The organism is Pseudomonas sp. LBUM1649 (assembly GCF_059716155.1).
The window spans coordinates 3,967,094-3,987,916 of record NZ_CP166807.1 but is presented as its reverse complement, the minus strand read 5'-3'; the positions used below and the strand labels follow the sequence as shown (position 1 = coordinate 3,987,916).

Genomic DNA, 20,823 nt, shown 5'->3' with positions numbered 1-20,823 from the left:
AAGCCCGCTCCCACAGGTTATGTGTGAAGGCGGATTACTTGGCGATTGGCCAAAACCGTTCCCCACCGCCCGGTGCATCCGTCCACGCCTGCAAGGAGCGGGTCGGCAGGTCGAAGTAATCCCGCGTGCGCGCATACCCATGCCCACCCATCCGCCCGATCGCATCAAGCCCCAGCTGATCGATGTACAAAGTCTTCGGGTCGATCAGCTCATCCCGCACATGGGCCATCAACACTTCGCCAAAGATGATCTCCCGCGACTGGCCGATGGACAGCGCCATCATCCGCCGGCATTCCAGGGCCACCGGAGCCTCGCCGATTCGCGGGCATTTTACCGTGGTGCCGGGGATGGCGGTGAGGCCGGCGGCGGTCAGTTCGTCGAAACCCGGGGCGAAGGGTACGGCGCAAACATTCATGGCTTCCACCAGGGCATCGCTGACGATGTTCACCGTGAACTCCTGGTTGAGCTGGATGTTGCGCGTGGTGTCCTTGGGACTCTGGTCGCCGTAGTTCTCCACGCCCAGCGCAAGGATCGGTGGATCGGCCGACAGCGCGTTGAAAAAGCTGAACGGCGCGGCGTTGACGCGGCCTTCAGCGTCGACGGTGGTGACCAGGGCAATCGGCCGTGGCACCACGCTGCCGATCAGAATCTTGTACTTGTCCCGTGGGCTCAGTTGGCTGAAGTCGAAGCTTTGCATGGGCAGAATTCTCTAAAGGAGTGGATCAATGGCGCAGAGCGGCGCTTGTGCGCTGTAGTCGTCGGCGAACGGGATGGCCGGTTGGAACAGGGTCTTCCAGTCCGGTTGGCCGAAGGTCCGGTCGCTGTGGCTGCGCATCAGTTTTTCGAATTGCTGTTGGGCCTGGCGTTGCAGGGCGGGGTAGTCGACCCCCTGAACCTGACCGTCCTGCATCACGCAGCAGCCATCGATGTAACTGGCGATGCAATCGTCACCGCGCCCGGCCAGGACCAGGTTTTTCAGCGGGTCGAACAGCGGCCCCAGGTGCAGGCCGCGCAGGCTGAACACGGTGATGTCGGCTTTGGCCCCCGGCGCCAGGCGCCCGAGATCGTCGCGGCCCAAGGCCTTGGCGCCGCCCAGGGTGGCAGCGTTATACATATCCAATGTGCTGGTGAGTGAATTGCCGCCCTCCATCAAGCGCGCGATGTTCAAACCCTGGCGCATGTTGTCGAGCAAATCCGCCGGCCAGGTGTCGGTGCCCAGGGCGAAGTTGATGCCCTTGGCGCGATAGCGTCCAAACGAATTCAGCGCCTCGCCATCCCGGGCAAACACCACCGGGCAATGCACCAGGCTGGCGCCGCCATCCACCACCCGTTGCAGGTCGTCATCGCCCCGAGTGTAGATGCCATGGGGCAACAGGCTGCGCGGGGTCAGCAGGCCCATATCCTCCAGCCAGCCCAGCGGCGAAAAACCGCGAAGTTGTTCAACCATTGCCACTTCGCCGAGCCCTTGGCAGCAATGCAAGCGCATCGGGGCGTTGAGTTCCCGGCTGAGTGCGGCGGTGCGTTGCAGCAACGCTGGCGTGCAAGTCTGGATGCGATCCGGCAGCAGCGCTCCGCGAATCAACCCTTCATGAGCACCCTCGAAATCCTGGAAAAACCGCTCGGCCGCATCGAGCCCGGCCATGCCCCGGGCTTCGTCCCAGTGATGGGCCAGCGTGCCGTCGGCCCGCCAGTAACTCATGCCGCTCATGTAGCAGGGGCCGAGGTAGGTGCGCAGCCCCAACTCGGCTGCCACATCCGCCACCGCGGCAAATTCATCATAGGTTTCGGCCCACTCGCGGTAGTACATCGAAGTGATCGGTATGGCCGTGGTGATGCCGTTGCGGATCAATTGGGTGAAGGCGTAGCGGTATTTGAAAACTTCTTCTTCGGGGCTGTAACTTTCCCGTGGGCCGCGCGCCAGATACTGCGCCGACCACATCCGGCCCATGTCGCGTTCGTCGCCGTTGTCCAGGGTCAGCACCGTGGAATCGAGATCGCCCAAGGCATCCAGATCGATGAAGCCAGGACCGATCAGCGCATTGCCGTAGTCGATCCACTGATCCACCGGTCCAGCGTAATCACGCCCGACAAACACAATGCGTGAGCCTTCGAACACCACTTCGCCGTCGCGCCAAAGCACGTGCTGCGAGCCGTCGAACCCGACCACGCAGCTGGCCCGCAAGCCGATGCGTTTCACAGGCGGCTTTCCAACAGGCGACCGCCTGCAGCGATCAACCGCCCACCGCGATAAACCTGCCGCACCGGTCTCGAAACCACGGCTTCGCCCAGGGTCTGCACTGGCATCAGCAGGAAGTCCGCTGGCCGGCCAAGTTCCACGCCATAGCTTTCACAACCCAACGCCCGAGCGCCATTGACCGTTGCCGCCTCAAACGCCGCCGCCAGTTCTTCGTCCTTGTTCAAGTCGAAACGAAACGCCAGCAACATCGCCCGTTCCAGCATGTCGCCGTTGCCCATGGGCGACCAGGCGTCGCGGATGCCGTCCGAGCCCAGGCATACATTCACCCCGGCCTCGCGCAGGGCGAGGAACGGCGGCACCGCGCAATCGGCCGGCGCCGAACTCATCAGCGAAATGCCCAGCGCCGCCAGCCGTTCGGCCAGCGGTTTGACCTGGCTCCACGGCAACATGCCCAGGCAATAGGCATGACTGATCATCACCCGGCCTTGAAGCCCGAAGCGCTGGGTGTAGTCGGCGATCAGGGCGATCTGCCACAGGCCCAACTCGCCCTTGTCGTGCAGGTGAATGTCGACGCCACGGTCGAATTCGCTGGCCAGTTTGAACACGAAGTCGAGTTGCGCGATCGGGTCGTTGTCGATGCCGCACGGATCAAGACCACCGACGTTCTCCACGCCCAGGGCCATGGCTTCGCGCATCAGCTCGGCGGTACCGGGGCGGCTGATCAGGCCGGTTTGCGGGAATACCACCAGTTGCAGGTCGATCAGGTCGCGGTAGGTTTCCCGCAGTTGTTGCATGGCTTCGACATGGCGCAGGCCGAATTCCGGGTCGATATCGACGTGACAGCGCAGGGTCAGCGAGCCACGGGCGATGCAGTTTTCCAGCAGGGCACCGGCCCGTTGCGCGATCGGTGCGGTGACTTCACGCAGGATGCGCCGTTCGTTGGCGATGTAGTCCTTGAGGGTTGGCCCGGCACTGTTCGGGCGCCAGGGTTGGCCCCAGAGGGTTTTGTCCAGGTGCACGTGGCTTTCCACCATTGTGCCGGTGAGCAATTGGTTCTGGCCGTCGATGTCGGTGGCCAGCAGCTCGGTGGTCGAGGCGGGGCGACGTTGGGTGAACCGGCCGTTTTCGATCAGCAGGTCTTCGGCGGGGGCGCCGTAGGGGCGCACGTTGCGTAGCCAGCGGGGTTGGGTCATTGCATACCTCAGATTCTGTGTTGTGTGGAAGGGCCTCATCGCGAGCAAGCTTTGCTCCTACAGGATTAACCCAATACCTGTAGGACCAATGCTTGCTCGCGATGGCCGCGACTCGGTTTCAAGTCAGACGATCAGCCCTTGAGCTTCGCCCAGATCCGGTCCTGCAGTTCCCGCGCCTTGTTGCTGCATTCCTTCTCCGGGCGCAGGCGCGAGGCGAATTCGTCGGGCATGTTGATGGCGTCCATCACTCGCCATTTCGCATCGATCAGCTTGTCGCTCTGGATGCCGTTCGCGTAGGCGATGGCGTTGGACACGGCGGCGGCGTTTTCCGGCTTCATCATCCAGTCGATGAAAATCTTCGCGTTGCCGGGGTGCGGCGCACTTTTCGGCACGGCGAAGTTGTCCTGGAACATCGCCAGGCCTTCTTTCGGATACACGTACTTGATGGTGCTCTTCTGCAACGTGGCCCGCGCTGTAGAACCGTTCCAGTTCTGCATCATGATCACTTCACCGGAAGCCATGCGGTCGACGGTGTTGTCCGAGCTGTACATCTTCAGGAAGGGTTTCTGTTTTTGCAGCAGTTCGAGGATGCGCTTGGCGTCCTGTGGGTTTTCCGTACATTCGTCGACGTTCAGGTAATGGCTGGCGGCGTTGATCACGCTGCTGGAGGTGTCGAGCGCCGCCAGTTGGCCTTGCAGTTCCTTGCGCGGTTCGAAGAACTCTTTCCACGAATCGTCCAGTTTGCCGCCGGGTACCCGCGCGCTGTCATAGGAGAACCCGGTGCTACCCCACAGGTACGGCGCCGAGAATTTGCGGCCGGGGTCGAAGCTCGGGTCGCGAAACGCCGGTTTGACGTACTGGAAGTTGGGCAGGGTCGAGGCATCGATTCGCAGCAGCAGGTTCTGGTTGATCAAGGTGCGCATGATCGATTGCGACGGCACGATCACGTCGTACGCCGCGCCACCGGCCTGCAATTTGGCCAGCAGCGTTTCGTTGCTGTCGTAGCCGTCCATGGTGACCTTGATCCCGGTCTCCTTTTCGAACTTGGCCAGCAGGTCGACCGGGTAGTAATCGGTCCAGTTGTAGAAGAACAGTTCCTTGGGCTCGGCGGCTTGTGCGCCGAACGCAGTGAGTGCGGTGAAGCAACTCAAGGCCAGACCGGCAAAGGCGAAACGCAGGCTTTTCACTTTCATGGACGAACACTCCAGGCTCATTGTTGTTTGCCGCGCTGTCCTAGCCAGAAGGCCAGCACCACCAGCACGATGGAAATCACCAGCATCAGGGTCGAGATCGCGTTGATCTCAGGCGTCACGCCGGCCTTGATCGCGGAGAAGATGTACACCGGCAAGGTGGTCGAACCGGGACCGGCGACGAAGAAGGTCATGATGAAATCGTCGAGGCTGACCACGAATGCCAGTACCGAACCGGACAGCACCGCCGGCCACAACAGCGGCAGCGTCACCCGGCGGAACACCTGCCATGGATTGGCGTACAGGTCGTTCGCCGCTTCCAGCAGGCTCTTGTCCAGGTCATTGAGCCGTGCGCGGATCGGCAGGTAAGCGAAAGGAATGCAAAAGCCGATGTGCGCGACGATCACCGTCAGCAATCCAAGCTTGATCCCCAGCGCCATGAACAACAGCAGGGTGGCCACGGCGGTGACGATCTCCGGCAGGATCAGCGGCAGGTTGATCCCGCCTTCGACCATCTTCTGGCCATAGAACGGACGGTAGGTCGCCAGTGCCGCGAGCAGCGCAATCGCCGTGGCGCAGACCGTGGCGATGCCGGCGACGATGATCGAGTTCAGCGCCGCGGTCTGGATCGACGGGTTGGCCAGGATCCGCCCGTACCAGGCGAACGAGAACTCGGTCCACACCGTCGCCGAGCGGTTGGCGTTGAAGCTGTAGGCGATCAGTACGAAGATCGGCAGGTACAGATAGGCCAGGATCAGCAGGCTGACTTCCCGGGTCATTGGCAGCTTTTTCAGGTGCAGGGCGATCATGCGGTGGCTCCCCGACGAAGAGTGTTGGCGGCGCTGCGGCTATAGAGGGCGTAAAGCACCAAGGACAGCAGCAGAATCCCCAGCAACAGGAACGACAGCGAACTACCCAGGGGCCAGTTGCGCGCGGTGCCGAACTGTTGCTGGATCAGGTTGCCGATCATCAGGGTCTTGCCGCCGCCGAGAATCGCCGGAGTGATAAAGGCACCCAGGCTCGGCACGAACACCAGCAGGGAACCGGCAATCACCCCAGGCATCGACAACGGCAGGATGATCCGCCGCAGCGCGTGCCAGCGATTGGCGCCAAGGTCATAGGCGGCCTCTACAAGACGCCAATCGAGTTTTTCCAGGGTCGAGTAGATCGGCAGGATCATGAACGGCAGGAAGCTGTAGACCAGCCCGACGCTGACCGCGAAGTCGTTGTAGAGCAGGGTGATGCCGCCGGACTGGGGAAACAGCGCGTTGAGGCTCTGGGCGACCCAGCCCTGTTCGCGCAGGATGATCAGCCAGGCGTAGTTGCGGATCAGCAGGTTGGTCCAGAACGGGATGGTGATCAGCAACACCATCAGGTTGCGCCGACGCGGGGTCAGGCTCGACATCCACAACGCCACCGGAAAGCCAAACAGGAAACACAGGACCGTGGTGCCACCGGCCTGGAACACCGAGCGGAGCAGCGCCTGGGCGTAGACCCAGTTCAGCTCCATTTCGCCATCGAAACCTTCCTGGAAAAACAGCTGCACGTAGCTTTGCAATTGCCAGTCGGCCTGCCAGTCGACGCCGCCATAGACGTTGCGCGGCAACAGGCTGATGTAGCCCATGATGCCCAGCGGAATGGCGATCAGGGCCAGCAGGGTCAGAACCACCGGGCTGAGCAACAGCGCGCGGGTGAGGGCTGGGGAAGTGCTGCTGACGCTCATCTCAGGCCTCCATCAACAGGCAGGCGTGGGGTGGCAGGTTGACCGCGACACGGTCACCGACCCCGCGATTGCGGTTAAGACCTTCGTTGTTTTCGCGCAGCATGACTTTGATGTCGTTATTCAAGCGGCACTGGTAGAGGGTCGCGGTGCCGACATACAGCACTGCCTCGATCACCCCGCGCAGGTGATGCGGTTGCGCCGGGTCGACCAGTTGCGATCGTTCCGGGCGGAACGCCAGTTGCACCCGCGAGCCCTCGAAGCCTTGGGCCGGGCAGGGGATTTCCACCGGCATGCCGTTGGGCACGAAGAACTTTTCGTTCTGCTGGCCGCGCTTGAGGTGGCCGGGGAGGAAGTTGATGTCGCCGATGAACTGGGCGACGAACTGATGCTGCGGGCGTTCATAGATATCGTTCGGTGTGCCGATCTGCAGGATCTTGCCGGCGGACATCACCGCGATGCGGTCGGACAACGTCAGGGCTTCTTCCTGATCGTGGGTGACGAAAATGAAGGTAATCCCGGCTTCCTTCTGCACGCGCTTGAGTTCGACCTGCATTTCCTTGCGCAGTTTGAGGTCCAGTGCCGACAGCGGTTCGTCGAGCAACAGCACTTTGGGCTTCGGCGCCAGGGCCCGGGCCAGTGCCACGCGCTGTTGCTGGCCACCGGACAACTCCGCCGGTTTGCGCTTGGCCAGGTGTTGCATTTGCACCAGCGCCAGCATCTCATCGACCCGTTGCGCGATCTGCTTGCGATCAAGACCCTGCATCTCGAGGCCGAAGGCGATATTCTGCGCGACACTCATGTGCGGAAACAGCGCGTAGCTCTGGAACACCGTGTTGACCCGACGCTTGAACGGCGGCAGATCGTTGACCGGTTCACCGGCCAGGCGAATCTCGCCCTCGCTGACATGCTCGAAACCGGCGATGGTGCGTAGCAGGGTGGTTTTGCCGCAGCCGGAGGGGCCGAGCAGGGTGAAAAACTCGTTGTCGGCAATGTCGACAGAAACGTTGTCCAGAGCTGGAGCCAGCCCCGGATCGTCGGAATACCGTTTGGAGACGTTAAGCACTTCGATTGCAACTGGACGACCCATAATGGTGCATTCCTCTAATTATTGTATGCAAAATCTGGATGCAATTTAGAAATACCCGGATTAATCTGTTCATGCAACTCCCTTTTGCAAGGCTGTTCATTCGCCTGGGGCGGGTTGCGTAGCGCTGAAGGAGTCATCGAATGGCGGAAAAGAAGCTGGAAACAACGGTCGACCGCGTCTACCAAGGGGTTTACGAGGCGATCAGCAAACGCTCGCTGCGTCCCGGGATGAAGCTGGGCGAGGCTTCGCTGGCTGAACTTTTCAATGTCAGCCGCACGTCGGTTCGTGCCGCCCTCAAGCAATTGGAAGCCGATGGACTGGTCACCACCGAGCCCAATAAAGGTGCGTCGGTGTCGCTGCCGAGCGATGAAGAGATCCGTTCGTTGTTCGAAACCCGGCGCCTGGTTGAGATCGGCATCGTCAGCGAACTGTGTCGCCGGCGCGATACGGCGGTGACCCGGGATTTGCGCGATCACTTGCTGCTTGAGGATGAGGCGCATCGCAGCGGTGACCACGAACGGTTGATTCACCTGCTCGGCGAGTTCCACATCAAGTTGGCCCGCAGCCTGAACAATCCGGTGTTGCTCGACTGGTTCCAGAAGCTGATCTCCCGGGCCTCGCTGTACGCCGCCGCGCTGGATGACGACAGCCATGAAGCCTGCCGCGACGATGAGCACCTGCGTTTGATCGAGTACATCGAGGCGGGTAACCAGAGCGCGGCGATCGAGCTGACCTGCATCCATTTGAACGGTATCGAGAAGGCGATTCTTGATGTCGCCGCAACGTTGAAAACGGGGTATCACCCGCTCAAGCATTTGATCGAGGTGTAACCCCAATTCCCAGGTCGTTGAAGATCAAATTGGGATTGTGTGGCGAGGGGATTTATCGGAATGCCGCACCACCCCGTTCGGCTGCGAAGCAGTCGTCAACCCATTGCATGCAGTTTGACTTGGAACACTGGGGCTGCTTCGCAGCCCGACGGGGATAAATCCCCTCGCCACGTCGGATCTGGGTTCAGGGTGAGAATCAGCTATACCTCTATGAAACCATTGCCATCCGCGAAGCTCGAAACAAACGGGTGCAGTTACCGGGACGCAGAACCAGTCGATGCAGTTTCTAGAAGATAACCACGGGTGTGCCGGCTGGAACGGCGAGATGGCCGGGCGCATTCGTGCGTTCGACTGGAGCGGGACCGAGCTGGGAAGCCTCGAAAGCTGGTCCAGGAGCTTGCGCAGTGCGGTACAGCTGATGCTCGCGTCACCGCTGCCGATGGTGATGCTCTGGGGCCGGGCCGGCTACATGATCTATAACGACGCCTATTCGACATTTGCCGGCGGGCGCCATCCTTATCTGTTGGGTTCTGCGGTGGAGTTGGGCTGGCCGGAAGTCGCCGAATTCAACCGGCATGTGGTCGACACCTGCCTGGCGGGCGGGACCTTGTCCTACCGCAACAAAGTGCTGGTGTTGCTGCGCGACGGGGTTCCCGAAGACGTCTGGCTGGACCTTTACTACAGCCCGGTCGCCGATGATGACGGGCGTCCTGCCGGCGTCATGGCGATGGTGGTCGAAACCACCGAATTCGTGATTTCCGAACGTCTGCGCCAAGCTGCCGAAAATGCCTACCGCGCCGACAACGAGCGGGTTCGCCTGGCACTCAATGCCGGGGCCCTGCTCGGCTCGTTCGTCTGGGATATCAAGGCCAATACCCTCAGCGGCGATGAGCGCTTTGCCCGCACGTTTTCCTTTCCCCCCGGGCAAAGCCTGGACAATTTGCCCCAGGATTTCGCCCAAGCGCATATCCATCCCGATGATCGCAGCTGGGTTGAGGAGCAGGTCAGGCAATCGATTCAGACCGGTGCGCCTTACAACGCCGAATACCGGGTGCTACGTCCCGATGGCAGTTACCTGTGGGTGCTCGCCAGCGGCTGCTGCGAGTTCGATGAGCAGGGCCAGGCTTTTCGTTTTCCCGGGGTGTTGATCGACATCCACGAACGCAAGACCGCCGAAGAGTCCTTGCTCAAGTTTACCCGCAACCTGGAGCAGCGCGTGGCCGATGAAGTCGAAGCGCGACTGGCGGCAGAAGAGCAATTGCGCCAGTCACAGAAGCTTGAAGCCATCGGCGGCCTTACCGGCGGCGTGGCCCACGACTTCAATAATCTGCTGCAGGTGATTGCGGGTAATCTGCACTTGCTCGCCCGTCATGAACCGGACAATGCCAACGTGCAGCGCCGGGTCACTGCGTCTATTGCCGCGGTTGAACGCGGTGCAAAACTGTCCTCGCAATTGCTCGCGTTTGCCCGTCGCCAGCCCTTGTCCCCGGCGATTTGCACGCCACGGCAGATTTTCGACGGCCTGGGCGAACTGTTGCAGCGTGCGCTGGGGGAAACTATTCAGATCCACATGAGTACCCCCGCCGACCCCTGGTCGGTCTTTGTCGATCGCAATCAACTGGAAAACGCCATCCTCAACCTGATGATCAATGCCCGTGATGCCATGGAAGGCGAGGGCACCATCGAGTTGAGTGCCGATAACATCACCCTCGACCGCGGATTCTGCCTGGGCAAGGGCATCGTTGCCGGTGACTACGTGCGGGTCGCTGTTTCGGACAGCGGCCTGGGCATGTCGCCGCAGGTGCTCGGGCAGGCTTTCGAGCCGTTTTTCACCACCAAGCCCGACGGCCAGGGCACGGGGCTGGGCTTGAGCATGGTGTTCGGTTTCGTCAAGCAGAGTGGCGGGCATATCGAGATGTCGAGCGTCGTTGGGCAGGGCACCCGGGTGCAGATGTATTTTCCGCGCAGCCTGCGCTCGATGGACAGTGAAATACCCCGTGCCGATGTGCAGCAACGGGGCGCGAACGAGCGGATCCTGGTGGTCGAGGATAATGAGGCAGTGCGCGTTTCAACCGTGGAGTTGCTGCGCGAAGAGGGCTATCAGGTGCTCACCGCCGCCAATGCCGACGTTGCCATGCAGATGTTGCTGGAGGGGGCGGCGTTGGACCTGATCTTTACCGACGTGGTCATGCCCGGCCTGATAAAAAGCTCGGACCTGGCGGCATGGGCCAAGGTACAGAATCCCCCGGTGGCGGTGTTGTTCACCTCGGGTCACACCCGTGACATTATCTCGCGCAACCACCAGCTCAGCCCGGATACCCATTTGCTGAGCAAACCTTATGGGCCGCAAGCGCTGACCCAGATGATTCGTACCGTACTAAACGGCTAAATACACCGAACCTGTAGGAGCAAAGCTTGCTCGCGATAGCGTACTGCCTGACACACCGCTATCGCGAGCAAGCTTTGCTCCTACGGGTTCGAGTACATTTGCCAGCATCGCGTCACTCCATTGAACCTTCCATTAAAGGCTGCTCATGACTTCAACGCGCACCTCCAACCCTCCCTCAGGCATGGTCAGGGTGCGCGGCGCCCGGGAGCACAACCTCAAGAACATCGATGTCGACATTCCCCGCGATGCCTTGGTGGTGTTCACCGGGGTGTCCGGTTCCGGAAAGTCGTCGCTGGCGTTTTCGACCCTGTACGCCGAAGCACAGCGCCGCTATTTCGAATCCGTGGCGCCTTATGCGCGGCGCCTGATCGATCAGGTGGGCGTGCCGGATGTCGATTCCATCGAGGGCTTGCCGCCAGCGGTGGCCTTGCAGCAACAACGGGGCACGCCGAGCACGCGTTCCTCGGTGGGCAGCGTGACGACCTTGTCGAGCCTGATCCGCATGCTGTATTCCCGCGCCGGCAGTTACCCGGCGGGGCAGCCGATGCTCTACGCCGAAGACTTTTCCCCGAACACCCCCCAGGGCGCGTGCCCGCAATGCCATGGCTTGGGCCGGGTGTACGAGGTCACCGAAGCGCTCATGGTTCCGGACCCGAGCCTGACCATTCGCCAGCGTGCCGTCGCCTCCTGGCCCATGGCCTGGCAAGGCCAGAATCTGCGGGACATCCTTGTGACCCTGGGCTATGACGTCGATGTGCCCTGGCGTGACCTGCCGAAAAAGCAGCGTGACTGGATTCTTTTCACCGAAGAAACCCCGACGGTCCCGGTCTACGCCGGGCTCACACCGCAAGAAACCCGGGTTGCCCTCAAGCGCAAGATGGAACCGAGTTACCAGGGCACCTTCAGCGGCGCACGGCGCTATATCCTGCACACCTTCACCCATTCGCAAAGTGCGCTGATGAAGAAGCGCGTCTCGCGCTTCATGCTCGGCAGCCCTTGCCCGTTGTGCGACGGCAAGCGCCTCAAGCACGAAGCATTGTCGGTGACCTTCGCCGGCTACGACATCGGCGAACTGTCGCAGATGCCATTGCTGCAAGTCGCCGAAGTCCTCAAGCCGGTGGCGGCCCGACACTATTTGGAAGAAGGTGAAGAGCGCGATGAGGCGGGTGAGGTATTGACCCACCTGCAGACCCGCCAGGCCCGTGAACAGCGCGTGGCCCACGGCGCCAGTGGCCACGCCAACGCCCCCGATGTGCGCCACACGCCGAATCTCTCGGTGGAAAAACGCCTCGCCGCGCAACGCATTGCCCAGGACATGCTGGAGCGGGTCAGCACCTTGACCGACCTGGGCCTCGGTTACCTGGCCCTGGAGCGCAGTACGCCGACGCTGTCGTCCGGCGAGTTGCAACGCCTGCGCCTGGCGACGCAACTGGGCTCGCAGTTGTTCGGCGTGATCTATGTGCTCGACGAACCCTCGGCCGGTTTGCACCCGGCCGATGGTGAAGCGCTGTTCGAAGCCCTGCAACGCTTGAAAGCGGCGGGCAATACCTTGTTCGTGGTCGAGCACGACCTGGAAACCATGCGCCGCGCCGACTGGTTGATCGATGTCGGCCCGGCGGCGGGCGAGCATGGCGGTCGGGTGCTGTACAGCGGTGCACCGGCGGGGCTTGCAAAGGTGACGGATTCGCAGACCCGCGCCTACCTGTTCGCCGAACACGTCAGCCAACCCCGCCGCCCGCGCAAGACTCAAGACTGGCTGCGCCTGGAAGGCGTCACGCGCAACAATCTGGACAACCTCAGCGTCGAGTTTCCGTTGGGCTGTTTCACGGCGGTGACCGGTGTGTCGGGTTCGGGTAAATCCAGCCTGGTCAGCCAGGCGTTGCTGGAACTGGTCGGCGCGCATCTCGGGCGCCCGGGTGCCAATAGTGAAGCGCAGGAGCTGAGCCTGGAAGATGAAGCACCGACCGTCAGTGGCGGGCAGGTCACGGCGGGGTTGGTCTCGATCAAGCGGCTGGTGCAGGTCGATCAGAAGCCCATTGGCCGTACACCGCGCTCCAACCTCGCGACCTACACCGGGCTGTTCGACAATGTGCGCAAGCTATACGCCGCAACGCCCGAAGCGCAGGCGGCGGGGTATGACGCCGGGCAGTTTTCCTTCAATGTCGCCAAAGGCCGCTGCCCGACCTGTGAAGGTGAAGGTTTTGTCAGCGTCGAATTGTTGTTCATGCCCAGCGTCTACGCGCCATGCCCGACCTGCCACGGCGCGCGCTACAACCCCGAGACGCTGGCGATCACCTGGCAAGGCCGGACCATCGCCCAGGTGCTGCAACTGACCGTGGATCAGGCCGTGGAGGTGTTCGCCGAACAAGCGGCGGTGCGCCGTTCTCTGGAGGTGCTGCGCGATATCGGCCTGGGTTACTTGCGCCTCGGCCAACCGGCGACCGAGCTGTCCGGTGGTGAAGCCCAGCGCATTAAGCTGGCCACCGAACTGCAACGCAACCAGCGCGGGGCGACGCTCTACGTGCTCGACGAACCCACGACGGGCCTGCACCCGCGTGACGTCGATCGCTTGCTGAAGCAGTTGAACAACCTGGTGACGGCAGGGCACACGGTGATCGTCGTCGAACATGAAATGCGTGTGGTGGCGCAGAGTGACTGGGTGATCGATATCGGCCCGGGAGCGGGGGATCAGGGTGGCAAGGTTGTTGTCGCGGGTGAGCCGCAGAAAGTCGCGAAAAGTAAAAAGAGCCGGACGGCGCCGTTCCTCGCCAGGGTCCTTAATACGCTTTGAATGGTTGGTGAGACTGCTGGCCTCTTCGCGAGCAGGCTCGCTCCCACAGGGGATCTGTGGCGTTCACAATTCCCCTGTGGGAGCGAGCCTGCTCGCGAATCTATCAGGCGCCCTTGAGGGTGCGCCGAACCTTGTCCAGCAGCTCATTGATCTGGAACGGCTTGATCAGTATCTCCATGCCTTCGCCGAGAAACACCTGGCGGTTGATCGCGGTTTCGGCGTAGCCGGTCATGAACAGGATCGGCAGATGATCGCGCCAGCCCCGGGCGATATCGGCAAGTTCGCGGCCGCTCATGCGCGGCAGACCCACATCGGTCAGCAACAGGTCGATGGATTCGTCGTTCTGCAGGCGTTCGAGGGCGCCTTCGATGTCGCCCGCCTGGGTGCAACGGTAGCCGGCATCCACCAGCACTTCGGCCACGAACATGCGCACTGACGGCGTGTCTTCGACGATCAGCACGTGTTCGCCGCCACCCTGGGCGGGTGTCGTCGATTCGATTGCGCCAGCGGTGGGGTGGGCGCTGGCCGGCAACATGATGGTGACTTCGGTACCGCGTCGCGCCACGCTGCGGATGTGCGCATCGCCACCTGACTGGCGGGCAAAACCGTAGATGGTCGACAACCCGAGCCCGGTGCCCTGGCCCAAGGGTTTGGTGGTGAAAAACGGGTCGAACACCTTGTCGATCACGTTGTGTTCGATACCGGTACCGTCGTCGCGCACCGACAGGGCGACATAGGCGCCATCGGCCAGGTTGGGGTCACCGTGGGAATAGGCGGCATAGGTGTTGACCCAGATATTGCCACCCTGGGGCAGGGCATCGCGTGCGTTGATCACCAGATTGAGCACGGCGCTTTCCAGTTGGATCGGATCGACCAGCGCAATGGCGGGTTTGCTCGTCAGTTCAAGCCTGAGGGCAATGCGTTCGCCAATGGTGCGCACCAGCAGTTCCTCGAGGGAACGGATGTGCTCGTTGATGTCCACGGGCCGGGTATCGAGTGGCTGCTGACGGGCGAACGCGAGCAGGCGATGGGTCAGGGAGGCGGCACTCATGGCCGAGTTCAACGCCGCTTCGGCATAGAAGGCCACCTTGTCGGTGCGGGACTCGGCAACGCGCTTCTGGATCAGTTCCAGGCTGGTGATGATGCCGGTGAGCAGGTTGTTGAAATCGTGGGCAATTCCTCCGGTCAGCTTGCCCAGGGCGTCCATTTTCTGCACCTGCAACAGCTGGGCTTCGGTGCGCGCGCGTTCGGCGACTTCATTGGCCAGTTGGGTCGTGGCATCGTCCAGGCGCGCCAGGTGCGAGCGTTCGCGGTGACGGTGTTCGGTGACATCCTCGACGAACACCAGGCTCAATGCCGGTGTGCGGTAAGGTGAAATCTGCCACTCGGTTTCGCGAACTTCACCCTGCACCCGCATGCTCAAGGTGCCTTTCCAGCGCTCGCCATAGGCCAGGCGCAGGCGCAGTTCCTCGATCACGGCGCACTGGTCGTCGGCGAAACACTGGCGCAGGGTATCCGGGTTGCGGTTGTCCTGAATCAGTTGGGCGAAGGCATGGTTGCATTCGTGGACTTTGAGTTCTGCATCCAGCACGGCGATGGGTGCCGACACATTGACGAAAATCTCGCGAAAGCGCGCTTCGCTTTCACGCAGGGCATTCTCGGTTTCACGCACCCGCAGCAAGGTGCGCAAAGTCGCCAGCAGTACGTCCGGGTCCACCGGGTGGATCAGGTAAGCGTCGGCACCGGCGTCGAGACCGGTGATGATGTCGCCGGTCTGGATCGACGCCGCGGACACATGAATCACCGGGAGCAGCGCGGTAGCAGGGTCCGATCGCAGTTTGCGCACGATGTCGAAGCCACTCATGTCCGGCAGGTTGACGTCGAGGATCAAGGCGTCGATCGCCACGCTGGCGATCAATTCCAGGCCTTCACTGCCGGTGCCGGACTCCAGCACTTCATAGCCGTGGCGTTCCAGGCGCCGCCGCAAGGCGTAGCGCGTGGCAACGTTGTCATCGACGATCAGCAAGCGCAGGTCACGTTTCATCGGCAGGCTCCATGGCGATGGCCAGCGGGATGATCACGAAAAAGGTCGAGCCCACGCCCGGCGTGCTCTGTACCCCGACTTCGCCGCCCAGCAGCAGCGCGAAGCGTTTGCACAGCGACAGCCCGAGCCCGGTTCCACGCAGGCGTTTTTGCAGCGGGGAGTCGACTTGGGAGAAGTCTTCGAACAATGCGCCATGTAGCTCCTGAGCGATACCTATTCCGGTATCGCTGACGGCAAAACGCACGTAGTCGCGGTTTTCCAGTTGCGCCGAGACCCGGACTTCCCCCCGGGTGGTGAACTTCAATGAATTGGAAATGAAATTGCGCAGGATCTGCGCGAGTTTCTTGTCGTCGGTGTACAACCGGGGCAGGCCTATTGGCTCCTCGAAGATCAGGTCCACGGCGCTGGTATCGACAATCGGGCGAAACATGCCGCGCAGGGCCGCGAACAGGTCGAACATGTCGAACCAGGCCGGTGAAATGGTGATACGCCCGGCTTCGATTTTCGCCAGGTCGAGCAGGTCGTCGACCATGTCGCTCAGCTCCCGCGCGGCATTGCTGACGAAGGCCACCTGCTTGTGCTGCTCGCTGCTCAGTGGCCCGTCGAGTTCATCTGTCAGCAGGCTGGCGATGCTCAGGATCGAGCCCAATGGCGTGCGAAACTCATGGCTCATGTAGGACAGGAAGCGGCTTTTGAGGTCCGAGGCCTGGCGCAGCTGTTCGGCCTGGGTGTCGAGTTCGGCGTACAGCGCCAAAACGCCCTGGTTGGTTTCATCCAGCTCTTCACGCAGGGCGTTGGTTTCACTTTGCAGCCGTGCAATCAGCGCGGCTTGTTCGTCCATATGACTCATGGGTAATTCAGCCATGGTCTGCCTCCAGAGCAATGACCAACACCGTGACGTCGTCGCTTCCACGACAGAAATCGCGGTGCAGAATGGCGGCAATCACGGCGGGATGGCGGTGCACCAGGCCGGGGTAATCCGTAAGGTTCCAGCGCGACTGCAGGCCATCGCTGTACATGATCAGCAGTTGTCCGCTTACCTGAGCATAGTCAAAGGGCTGCGCCTTTCGAAACTGCCCACCGACGATGCCGGGGTGGGAGGCCAGGCCGCGGGACTTGTCCGGTGCGACCAGACAGGCGCCGATGTTGCCGATGCCGACAAATTTCAACGCGTCGCTGCCAGCGTCGAACTGGGCAATGGCCACCGCACCGCCACGGGTGCCGGTCATGGCGTGATGAATGTCTTCCAGCACCCGCAGTGGTGAGGCGAAAGGCAGCAACGCGTAGGCTTTCTCGCCGGAGCGGGCAGCGCGTTCGGCCTCTTCACCATGGCCCAGGCCATCGATCACCAGGGCGCTGATGCGTTGCCCGTCAAGCGCCAGGTGCCAGGTATCGCCGCAGGCGGGATCGTTGTGCAACGAATGCTGGCTGACGCCGATGCGGCGGTCCGGGGCCTTGTCCGTTCTGGGGTATAACCTTGTGAGTAGAACGGCGCCCCGTGAATCGGCATAGACATCGAACACCTCGGTCTGCCGTGACACAGCGCCCAAGCCGATGCCCTGGGTGCCGCCGGTGGAAAAGCCGTCGGCCAGGCATGCCTGTACATCAAAGCCATGTGCGCGGTCGATGGCGAGCATCTCGATGCCGGCGCCACTCGCACGGGGCAAGACCCTCAGGTGCAATTCGCCACGGCCGGCGTGTTTGAGAATGTTACTGGCAAGTTCGGTGGCGACCAGCGCTACTCGTCCCGCATCCGTGGTGTCAAAGCCGTATTGCTCCGCGAGTTTCTGCGCGGTGCGGCGAGCATGACCGATCTGGCTGTTGTCTTCGATGACCAGCACTTGTGTCATCGAACCGCCAATGTTCATGTCCATCGGGTAATCGTTACGCGAGTACCCTTTCCCGGCGCAGTGTCGAGTTCGAATTCATTGACCAGGCGCTTGGCACCGGTCAGGCCGAGGCCCAGGCCGGACCCGGATGTCCAGCCATCGGTCATTGCCAGTTTGACGTCGGGGATACCCGGCCCTTCGTCACGGAAGACCAGGCGCAGGCCCGTGCGCGGGTTTTCATCGAGGATTTGCCAGTCCATGTCGCCGCCACCGCCGTAGACCATGGTGTTGCGCGCCAGCTCGCTGACCGCGGTCACCAGCTTGGTCAGGTCGATCAGGCGCATGCCGCACTCCTGGGCGAGTTTGCGCGCCAGTTGGCGGGCCAGGACGACGTCCTGCTCGATGTGAATCGGATGAGTGCCGCTGCTGCGCACAGTCATTGGTTGCGTACTCGTTCCTGAAGCAGTTTCATTCCGCGCTCGACATTGAGCGCGGTACTGACGCCGGGCAGGGTCAGGCCAAGCTCCACCAGGGTGATGGCCACCGCAGGCTGCATGCCGACCAGCACGGTCTGGGCATCCATGATTTTCGATAGTCCCGAAATGGTCCCGATCATCCGGCCGATGAATGAGTCCACCATGTCCAGGGCAGAGATATCGATCAAAACGCCGCGTGCGGATGTCCTGCTGATGCGCTCGGACAAGTCGTCTTGCAGCGTCAGCGCAAGCTGGTCATGCATGTCCACCTGGATGGTCACCAGCAGGAAGTCGCCCATTTGCAAGATCGGAATGCGTTCCATCGGCTCAACCCGCCTTGCTGACGGTCAGTCCCAAACGGGTCAGGGCCAGTTTCAGGGCATCGGCCAGGTTGGCCTTGGTGACCACGCCTTGCAGGTCCAGCCCCAGGTGCACGATGGTCTGGGCGATCTGCGGGCGAACACCGCTGATGATGCATCGGCACCCATCAGGCGAATCGCGGTGACAGTCTTGAGCAGGTGCTGGGCCACCAGGGTATCGACGGTCGGTACGCCCGTGATGTCGATGATGGCGATTTCGGAGCCGGTGTCGACGATCCGCTGCAGCAACGATTCCATCACCACCTGGGTACGTTGCGAGTCCAGCGTGCCGATCATCGGCAGGGCCAGGACGCCGTCCCAGAGCTTGACTACCGGGGTCGACAGCTCCAGCAGTTCTTCCTGCTGGCGCTTGATCACCGCCTCGCGGGATTTCTGGAACGTGCGGATGATGTGCATGCCCAAAGCATCGAGCAGCTCGGAGATTTCCCACAGTTGTTCGGCCAGGAGTGCCGGGCTGTCCTGATAATGATTTTGCAGCAGCGCAAACAGCGGGCCCTTCAGCGAAAAGACGAAGCTGGCAGTCTGGTGCGAATCCTGGCCAAGCTGGGCGCGGCTGTGGGAGAGTTTTTCGAGGAACTGGCGAATTTCTTCCCAGCCGGGAGTCGTAATGTTCTGGCCGTTGCCGTTTTCCAGTCCGGAGACGATCAATTGCAGGAACTCTGCCGTCTGTAGCTTGAGATCCTGCTCCTTGAGGTTACGCGCCGCACCGCTGGCTTCGAGGCCGTGGGTCCATTCGGCAAGCAATTTTGACTGGTTTTTTTTCATCGCATCGAGCGTGCTGGATTGCAGTGCCGCCATGAGGTTTGGCTCCTTGCTGGTGGGTGTTGGCTTGCCGAAAAAATGATCGGTCCAAGAGCAGTGACATTTGCCGCATGAAATAGTTGATCGGCGTTCGACAGGAATTTTCATTCGCTGTACATGGACTGTAGGAGCTGGCGCAGCCTGCGATCTTTTTTCACCAAAAAAAAATCAAAAGATCGCAGGCTGCGCGCTTCTCCTACAGAAGCGAAGGGAACGTTGCCTGCTTTGAGGCTTCGAACTGTTATGACCCGACTGTTTCGGCCGCGCAGTAACAACCGAGGTGCCTATGAAAGATGAAAATGGACTAGACGAAAACGCCAAGACCGCAGAGCCGGAAAGTGCCGACAAAGCGGTTGATCAGAAAAATGTACACAGCGACAACGACAACGACAACGAGTTCAGTCCGGGCTTCAAACCCGATCTCGATCGGCCCAAGCCTGGCGATGACACGGACGCCGACATTGACACCGACGGCGGCTAGGCCTGGCGCGAATAAAAAGACCGCATCCATTGATGCGGTCTTTTTGTTTGATCAGGACTATTTGTCCGGATGGGCGGCCTGGAGCTTTTTCGCCATATCCAGGTGTTTTTCCAGCCCCGGCAACATTTTTTGCGCAAAGCCCTTGAGCGCTGTTGCGCCTTTGGTCCTGTCGTCGGTCACAGTGTTGGCTTGTTTCTTGAACAGCTCGATGGTGTCTTCGTGAGCCTTGACCTGGTTGTTGGCATAGGCCGCATCGAAAGACTCGTCACGCATATCGAGGATCTGTTCCTTGGCCTGTTTGACCAGTGTCGTGTTGTCCGGCATTTCAATATCATTTTTTTTCGCGATGGCCGCGAGTTCATCGTTAGCCTTGGAATGGTCGGTGATCATCATGTTGGCGAATGCCTTCACGTCTGCCGATTGGCTTTTTTCCAGCGCCAGTCGGCTGGTCTCGATCTCGGCAATGCCGCCGGCGGCTGCCTTGTCGACAAAATCATTGTCGGTTGCCGCGAAGGCCGCGCCCATGCTGGTGCTCAAGGCGACGGCCAGAGTGAGATGGCGCAGGTTAAATCCGTCCATTGGTTCTTCTCCACACAGTTTTCATGGGCGATCGAATTGATCGTTATGCTGTGGAGGTCGCGGCCGGGGCAAAGGTTTTATCGCATTTGCGACAGGACGACGAACGGGCACCGCTGGTCTGACAGATGGTCGACAGAACCGGCCAACCAAGGCCATTCTGATACTTGGCGAACGCAATCAGTCGCGTTTGCTACCGATTAACAAACGGAGGTGTTCCATGCCGGTGCCACACGACCTTTTTCAGGATTTGAGTTGCACAAAGGAAGAAATCCAGCAGAAACGCACCAAGGATCCGTTACTGGATTCACTGATCAACAAATACTCGCTGGCGGATGCCGAAGTGGTGAAGGCGGAGCAAGCCAAGTCCAGCGATGACGCGGTGACAAAGCTCAAGGCGAAGCGCCTGGAGGTCAAGGACAAGATCGTCAGGCAACTCCAGGCGTCGTCCTGATGCACCGTGATGAGCCACCGACCATCGGTGGCTGAATAATTGGAACGGCGATATTAACCGGCACCTCGAATGTTCAGAGCCCGATGACGCGGCTACATGCGAGGTGCCTCATGTCTGATCCAAAATTTCCCAGCGAAGAGCAGGGTGGCTACGACCCAATTCCCACCCATCCCGAACCCTTGAGTCCCGGACGCACTGCCGTCAATCCGGAGGATGAGCCGGGCATTGATGAGCTGCCGAACAACGAAGGTGCCATCCCCATGGATCAGGATGACGGTACTGACATCGATCCTGAGCGGGTGCGTGAAGAAACCGATAAAGCACATCGCGATGGCGAGCTCGATTCGCGGTAATGCGATGTTCCCAAATCCCTGTGGGAGCG

General features: G+C 61.1%; 19 protein-coding genes and 1 pseudogene. 6 read left to right on the top strand and 14 right to left on the bottom strand.

Annotation, left to right across the window (positions count from 1 at the left end; genetic code table 11):
- Window positions 1–34: 34 nt before the first annotated feature.
- From ACA058_RS18410 to ACA058_RS18380, 7 genes are all read right to left on the bottom strand, one after another.
- Window positions 35–697, bottom strand: a complete 663-nt coding sequence (locus ACA058_RS18410; protein ID WP_497635305.1) for a flavin reductase family protein — start codon at window positions 695–697, stop codon at window positions 35–37.
- A 12-nt stretch (window positions 698–709) separates the two neighbouring features.
- A complete protein-coding gene (locus ACA058_RS18405; protein WP_497635304.1) occupies window positions 710–2,197 on the bottom strand; it encodes an amidohydrolase family protein in 1,488 nt (495 codons plus the stop codon).
- Window positions 2,194–3,390, bottom strand: a complete 1,197-nt coding sequence (locus tag ACA058_RS18400; RefSeq protein WP_497635303.1) for an amidohydrolase family protein — start codon at window positions 3,388–3,390, stop codon at window positions 2,194–2,196. The genes ACA058_RS18405 and ACA058_RS18400 overlap by 4 nt, the downstream gene beginning before the upstream one ends.
- A gap of 131 nt (window positions 3,391–3,521) precedes the next feature.
- The gene (locus tag ACA058_RS18395) at window positions 3,522–4,583 is read right to left on the bottom strand and encodes an extracellular solute-binding protein (RefSeq protein WP_497635302.1); all 1,062 of its coding nucleotides are present in this window, start codon (window positions 4,581–4,583) and stop codon (window positions 3,522–3,524) included.
- A gap of 17 nt (window positions 4,584–4,600) precedes the next feature.
- Window positions 4,601–5,389, bottom strand: a complete 789-nt coding sequence (locus ACA058_RS18390) for an ABC transporter permease (RefSeq protein ID WP_020795454.1) — start codon at window positions 5,387–5,389, stop codon at window positions 4,601–4,603.
- Entirely contained in the window at window positions 5,386–6,303 is a 918-nt protein-coding gene (locus ACA058_RS18385) for an ABC transporter permease (RefSeq protein ID WP_497635301.1), read from the bottom strand. Before ACA058_RS18385 ends, ACA058_RS18390 begins: the two co-directional genes overlap by 4 nt.
- 1 nt (window position 6,304) lies before the next feature.
- Window positions 6,305–7,390: an ABC transporter ATP-binding protein gene (locus tag ACA058_RS18380; RefSeq protein ID WP_497635300.1), complete on the bottom strand. Its 1,086-nt coding sequence runs from the start codon at window positions 7,388–7,390 to the stop codon at window positions 6,305–6,307.
- A gap of 140 nt (window positions 7,391–7,530) precedes the next feature.
- Here ACA058_RS18380 and ACA058_RS18375 point away from each other — a divergent pair, with 140 nt between their 5' ends.
- The 3 genes from ACA058_RS18375 (at window position 7,531) to ACA058_RS18365 (ending at window position 13,400) form a co-directional block, all read left to right on the top strand.
- Window positions 7,531–8,220, top strand: coding sequence for a GntR family transcriptional regulator (locus ACA058_RS18375; RefSeq protein ID WP_497635299.1), 690 nt, complete (start codon window positions 7,531–7,533; stop codon window positions 8,218–8,220).
- Between the two features lie 277 nt (window positions 8,221–8,497).
- Entirely contained in the window at window positions 8,498–10,609 is a 2,112-nt protein-coding gene (locus tag ACA058_RS18370; RefSeq protein ID WP_497635296.1) for a hybrid sensor histidine kinase/response regulator, read from the top strand.
- A 145-nt stretch (window positions 10,610–10,754) separates the two neighbouring features.
- Complete coding sequence (locus ACA058_RS18365) at window positions 10,755–13,400, top strand: excinuclease ABC subunit UvrA (protein ID WP_497635295.1); 2,646 nt, start codon at window positions 10,755–10,757, stop codon at window positions 13,398–13,400.
- A gap of 103 nt (window positions 13,401–13,503) precedes the next feature.
- Here the strand turns inward: ACA058_RS18365 and ACA058_RS18360 are convergent, their stop codons facing one another.
- From ACA058_RS18360 to ACA058_RS18335, 6 genes and pseudogenes are all read right to left on the bottom strand, one after another.
- The gene (locus ACA058_RS18360; protein WP_497635293.1) at window positions 13,504–15,444 is read right to left on the bottom strand and encodes a PAS domain-containing hybrid sensor histidine kinase/response regulator; all 1,941 of its coding nucleotides are present in this window, start codon (window positions 15,442–15,444) and stop codon (window positions 13,504–13,506) included.
- Window positions 15,434–16,309 (bottom strand): sensor histidine kinase, encoded by an 876-nt coding sequence (locus ACA058_RS18355; RefSeq protein ID WP_497635292.1) that lies wholly within the window; start codon window positions 16,307–16,309, stop codon window positions 15,434–15,436. Before ACA058_RS18355 ends, ACA058_RS18360 begins: the two co-directional genes overlap by 11 nt.
- Complete coding sequence (locus ACA058_RS18350; protein ID WP_497639961.1) at window positions 16,302–17,312, bottom strand: ATP-binding protein; 1,011 nt, start codon at window positions 17,310–17,312, stop codon at window positions 16,302–16,304. Before ACA058_RS18350 ends, ACA058_RS18355 begins: the two co-directional genes overlap by 8 nt.
- On the bottom strand, window positions 17,309–17,713 hold the full coding sequence (locus tag ACA058_RS18345; RefSeq protein WP_497635291.1) for an anti-sigma regulatory factor: 405 nt from the start codon (window positions 17,711–17,713) through the stop codon (window positions 17,309–17,311). The genes ACA058_RS18350 and ACA058_RS18345 overlap by 4 nt, the downstream gene beginning before the upstream one ends.
- Window positions 17,710–18,072: an STAS domain-containing protein gene (locus tag ACA058_RS18340; protein ID WP_497635290.1), complete on the bottom strand. Its 363-nt coding sequence runs from the start codon at window positions 18,070–18,072 to the stop codon at window positions 17,710–17,712. The genes ACA058_RS18345 and ACA058_RS18340 overlap by 4 nt, the downstream gene beginning before the upstream one ends.
- Before the next feature lie 4 nt (window positions 18,073–18,076).
- Window positions 18,077–18,927 (bottom strand): annotated as a pseudogene (locus ACA058_RS18335) (STAS domain-containing protein).
- A gap of 289 nt (window positions 18,928–19,216) precedes the next feature.
- On the opposite strand from ACA058_RS18335, the gene ACA058_RS18330 reads away from it, so the two are divergent.
- Entirely contained in the window at window positions 19,217–19,411 is a 195-nt protein-coding gene (locus ACA058_RS18330; RefSeq protein WP_497635289.1) for a hypothetical protein, read from the top strand.
- A 57-nt stretch (window positions 19,412–19,468) separates the two neighbouring features.
- Here ACA058_RS18330 and ACA058_RS18325 read toward each other — a convergent pair whose 3' ends face one another.
- Entirely contained in the window at window positions 19,469–19,990 is a 522-nt protein-coding gene (locus ACA058_RS18325) for a DUF4142 domain-containing protein (RefSeq protein ID WP_497635288.1), read from the bottom strand.
- Window positions 19,991–20,207: 217 nt separating this feature from the next.
- Here ACA058_RS18325 and ACA058_RS18320 point away from each other — a divergent pair, with 217 nt between their 5' ends.
- Window positions 20,208–20,441, top strand: coding sequence for a DUF465 domain-containing protein (locus tag ACA058_RS18320; protein ID WP_497635287.1), 234 nt, complete (start codon window positions 20,208–20,210; stop codon window positions 20,439–20,441).
- 110 nt (window positions 20,442–20,551) lie between these two features.
- Window positions 20,552–20,794 carry a hypothetical protein gene (locus tag ACA058_RS18315; RefSeq protein ID WP_497635286.1) on the top strand — a complete coding sequence of 81 codons (243 nt, stop codon included), beginning with the start codon at window positions 20,552–20,554 and terminating at the stop codon, window positions 20,792–20,794.
- The last annotated feature ends 29 nt before the right edge of the window (window positions 20,795–20,823 follow it).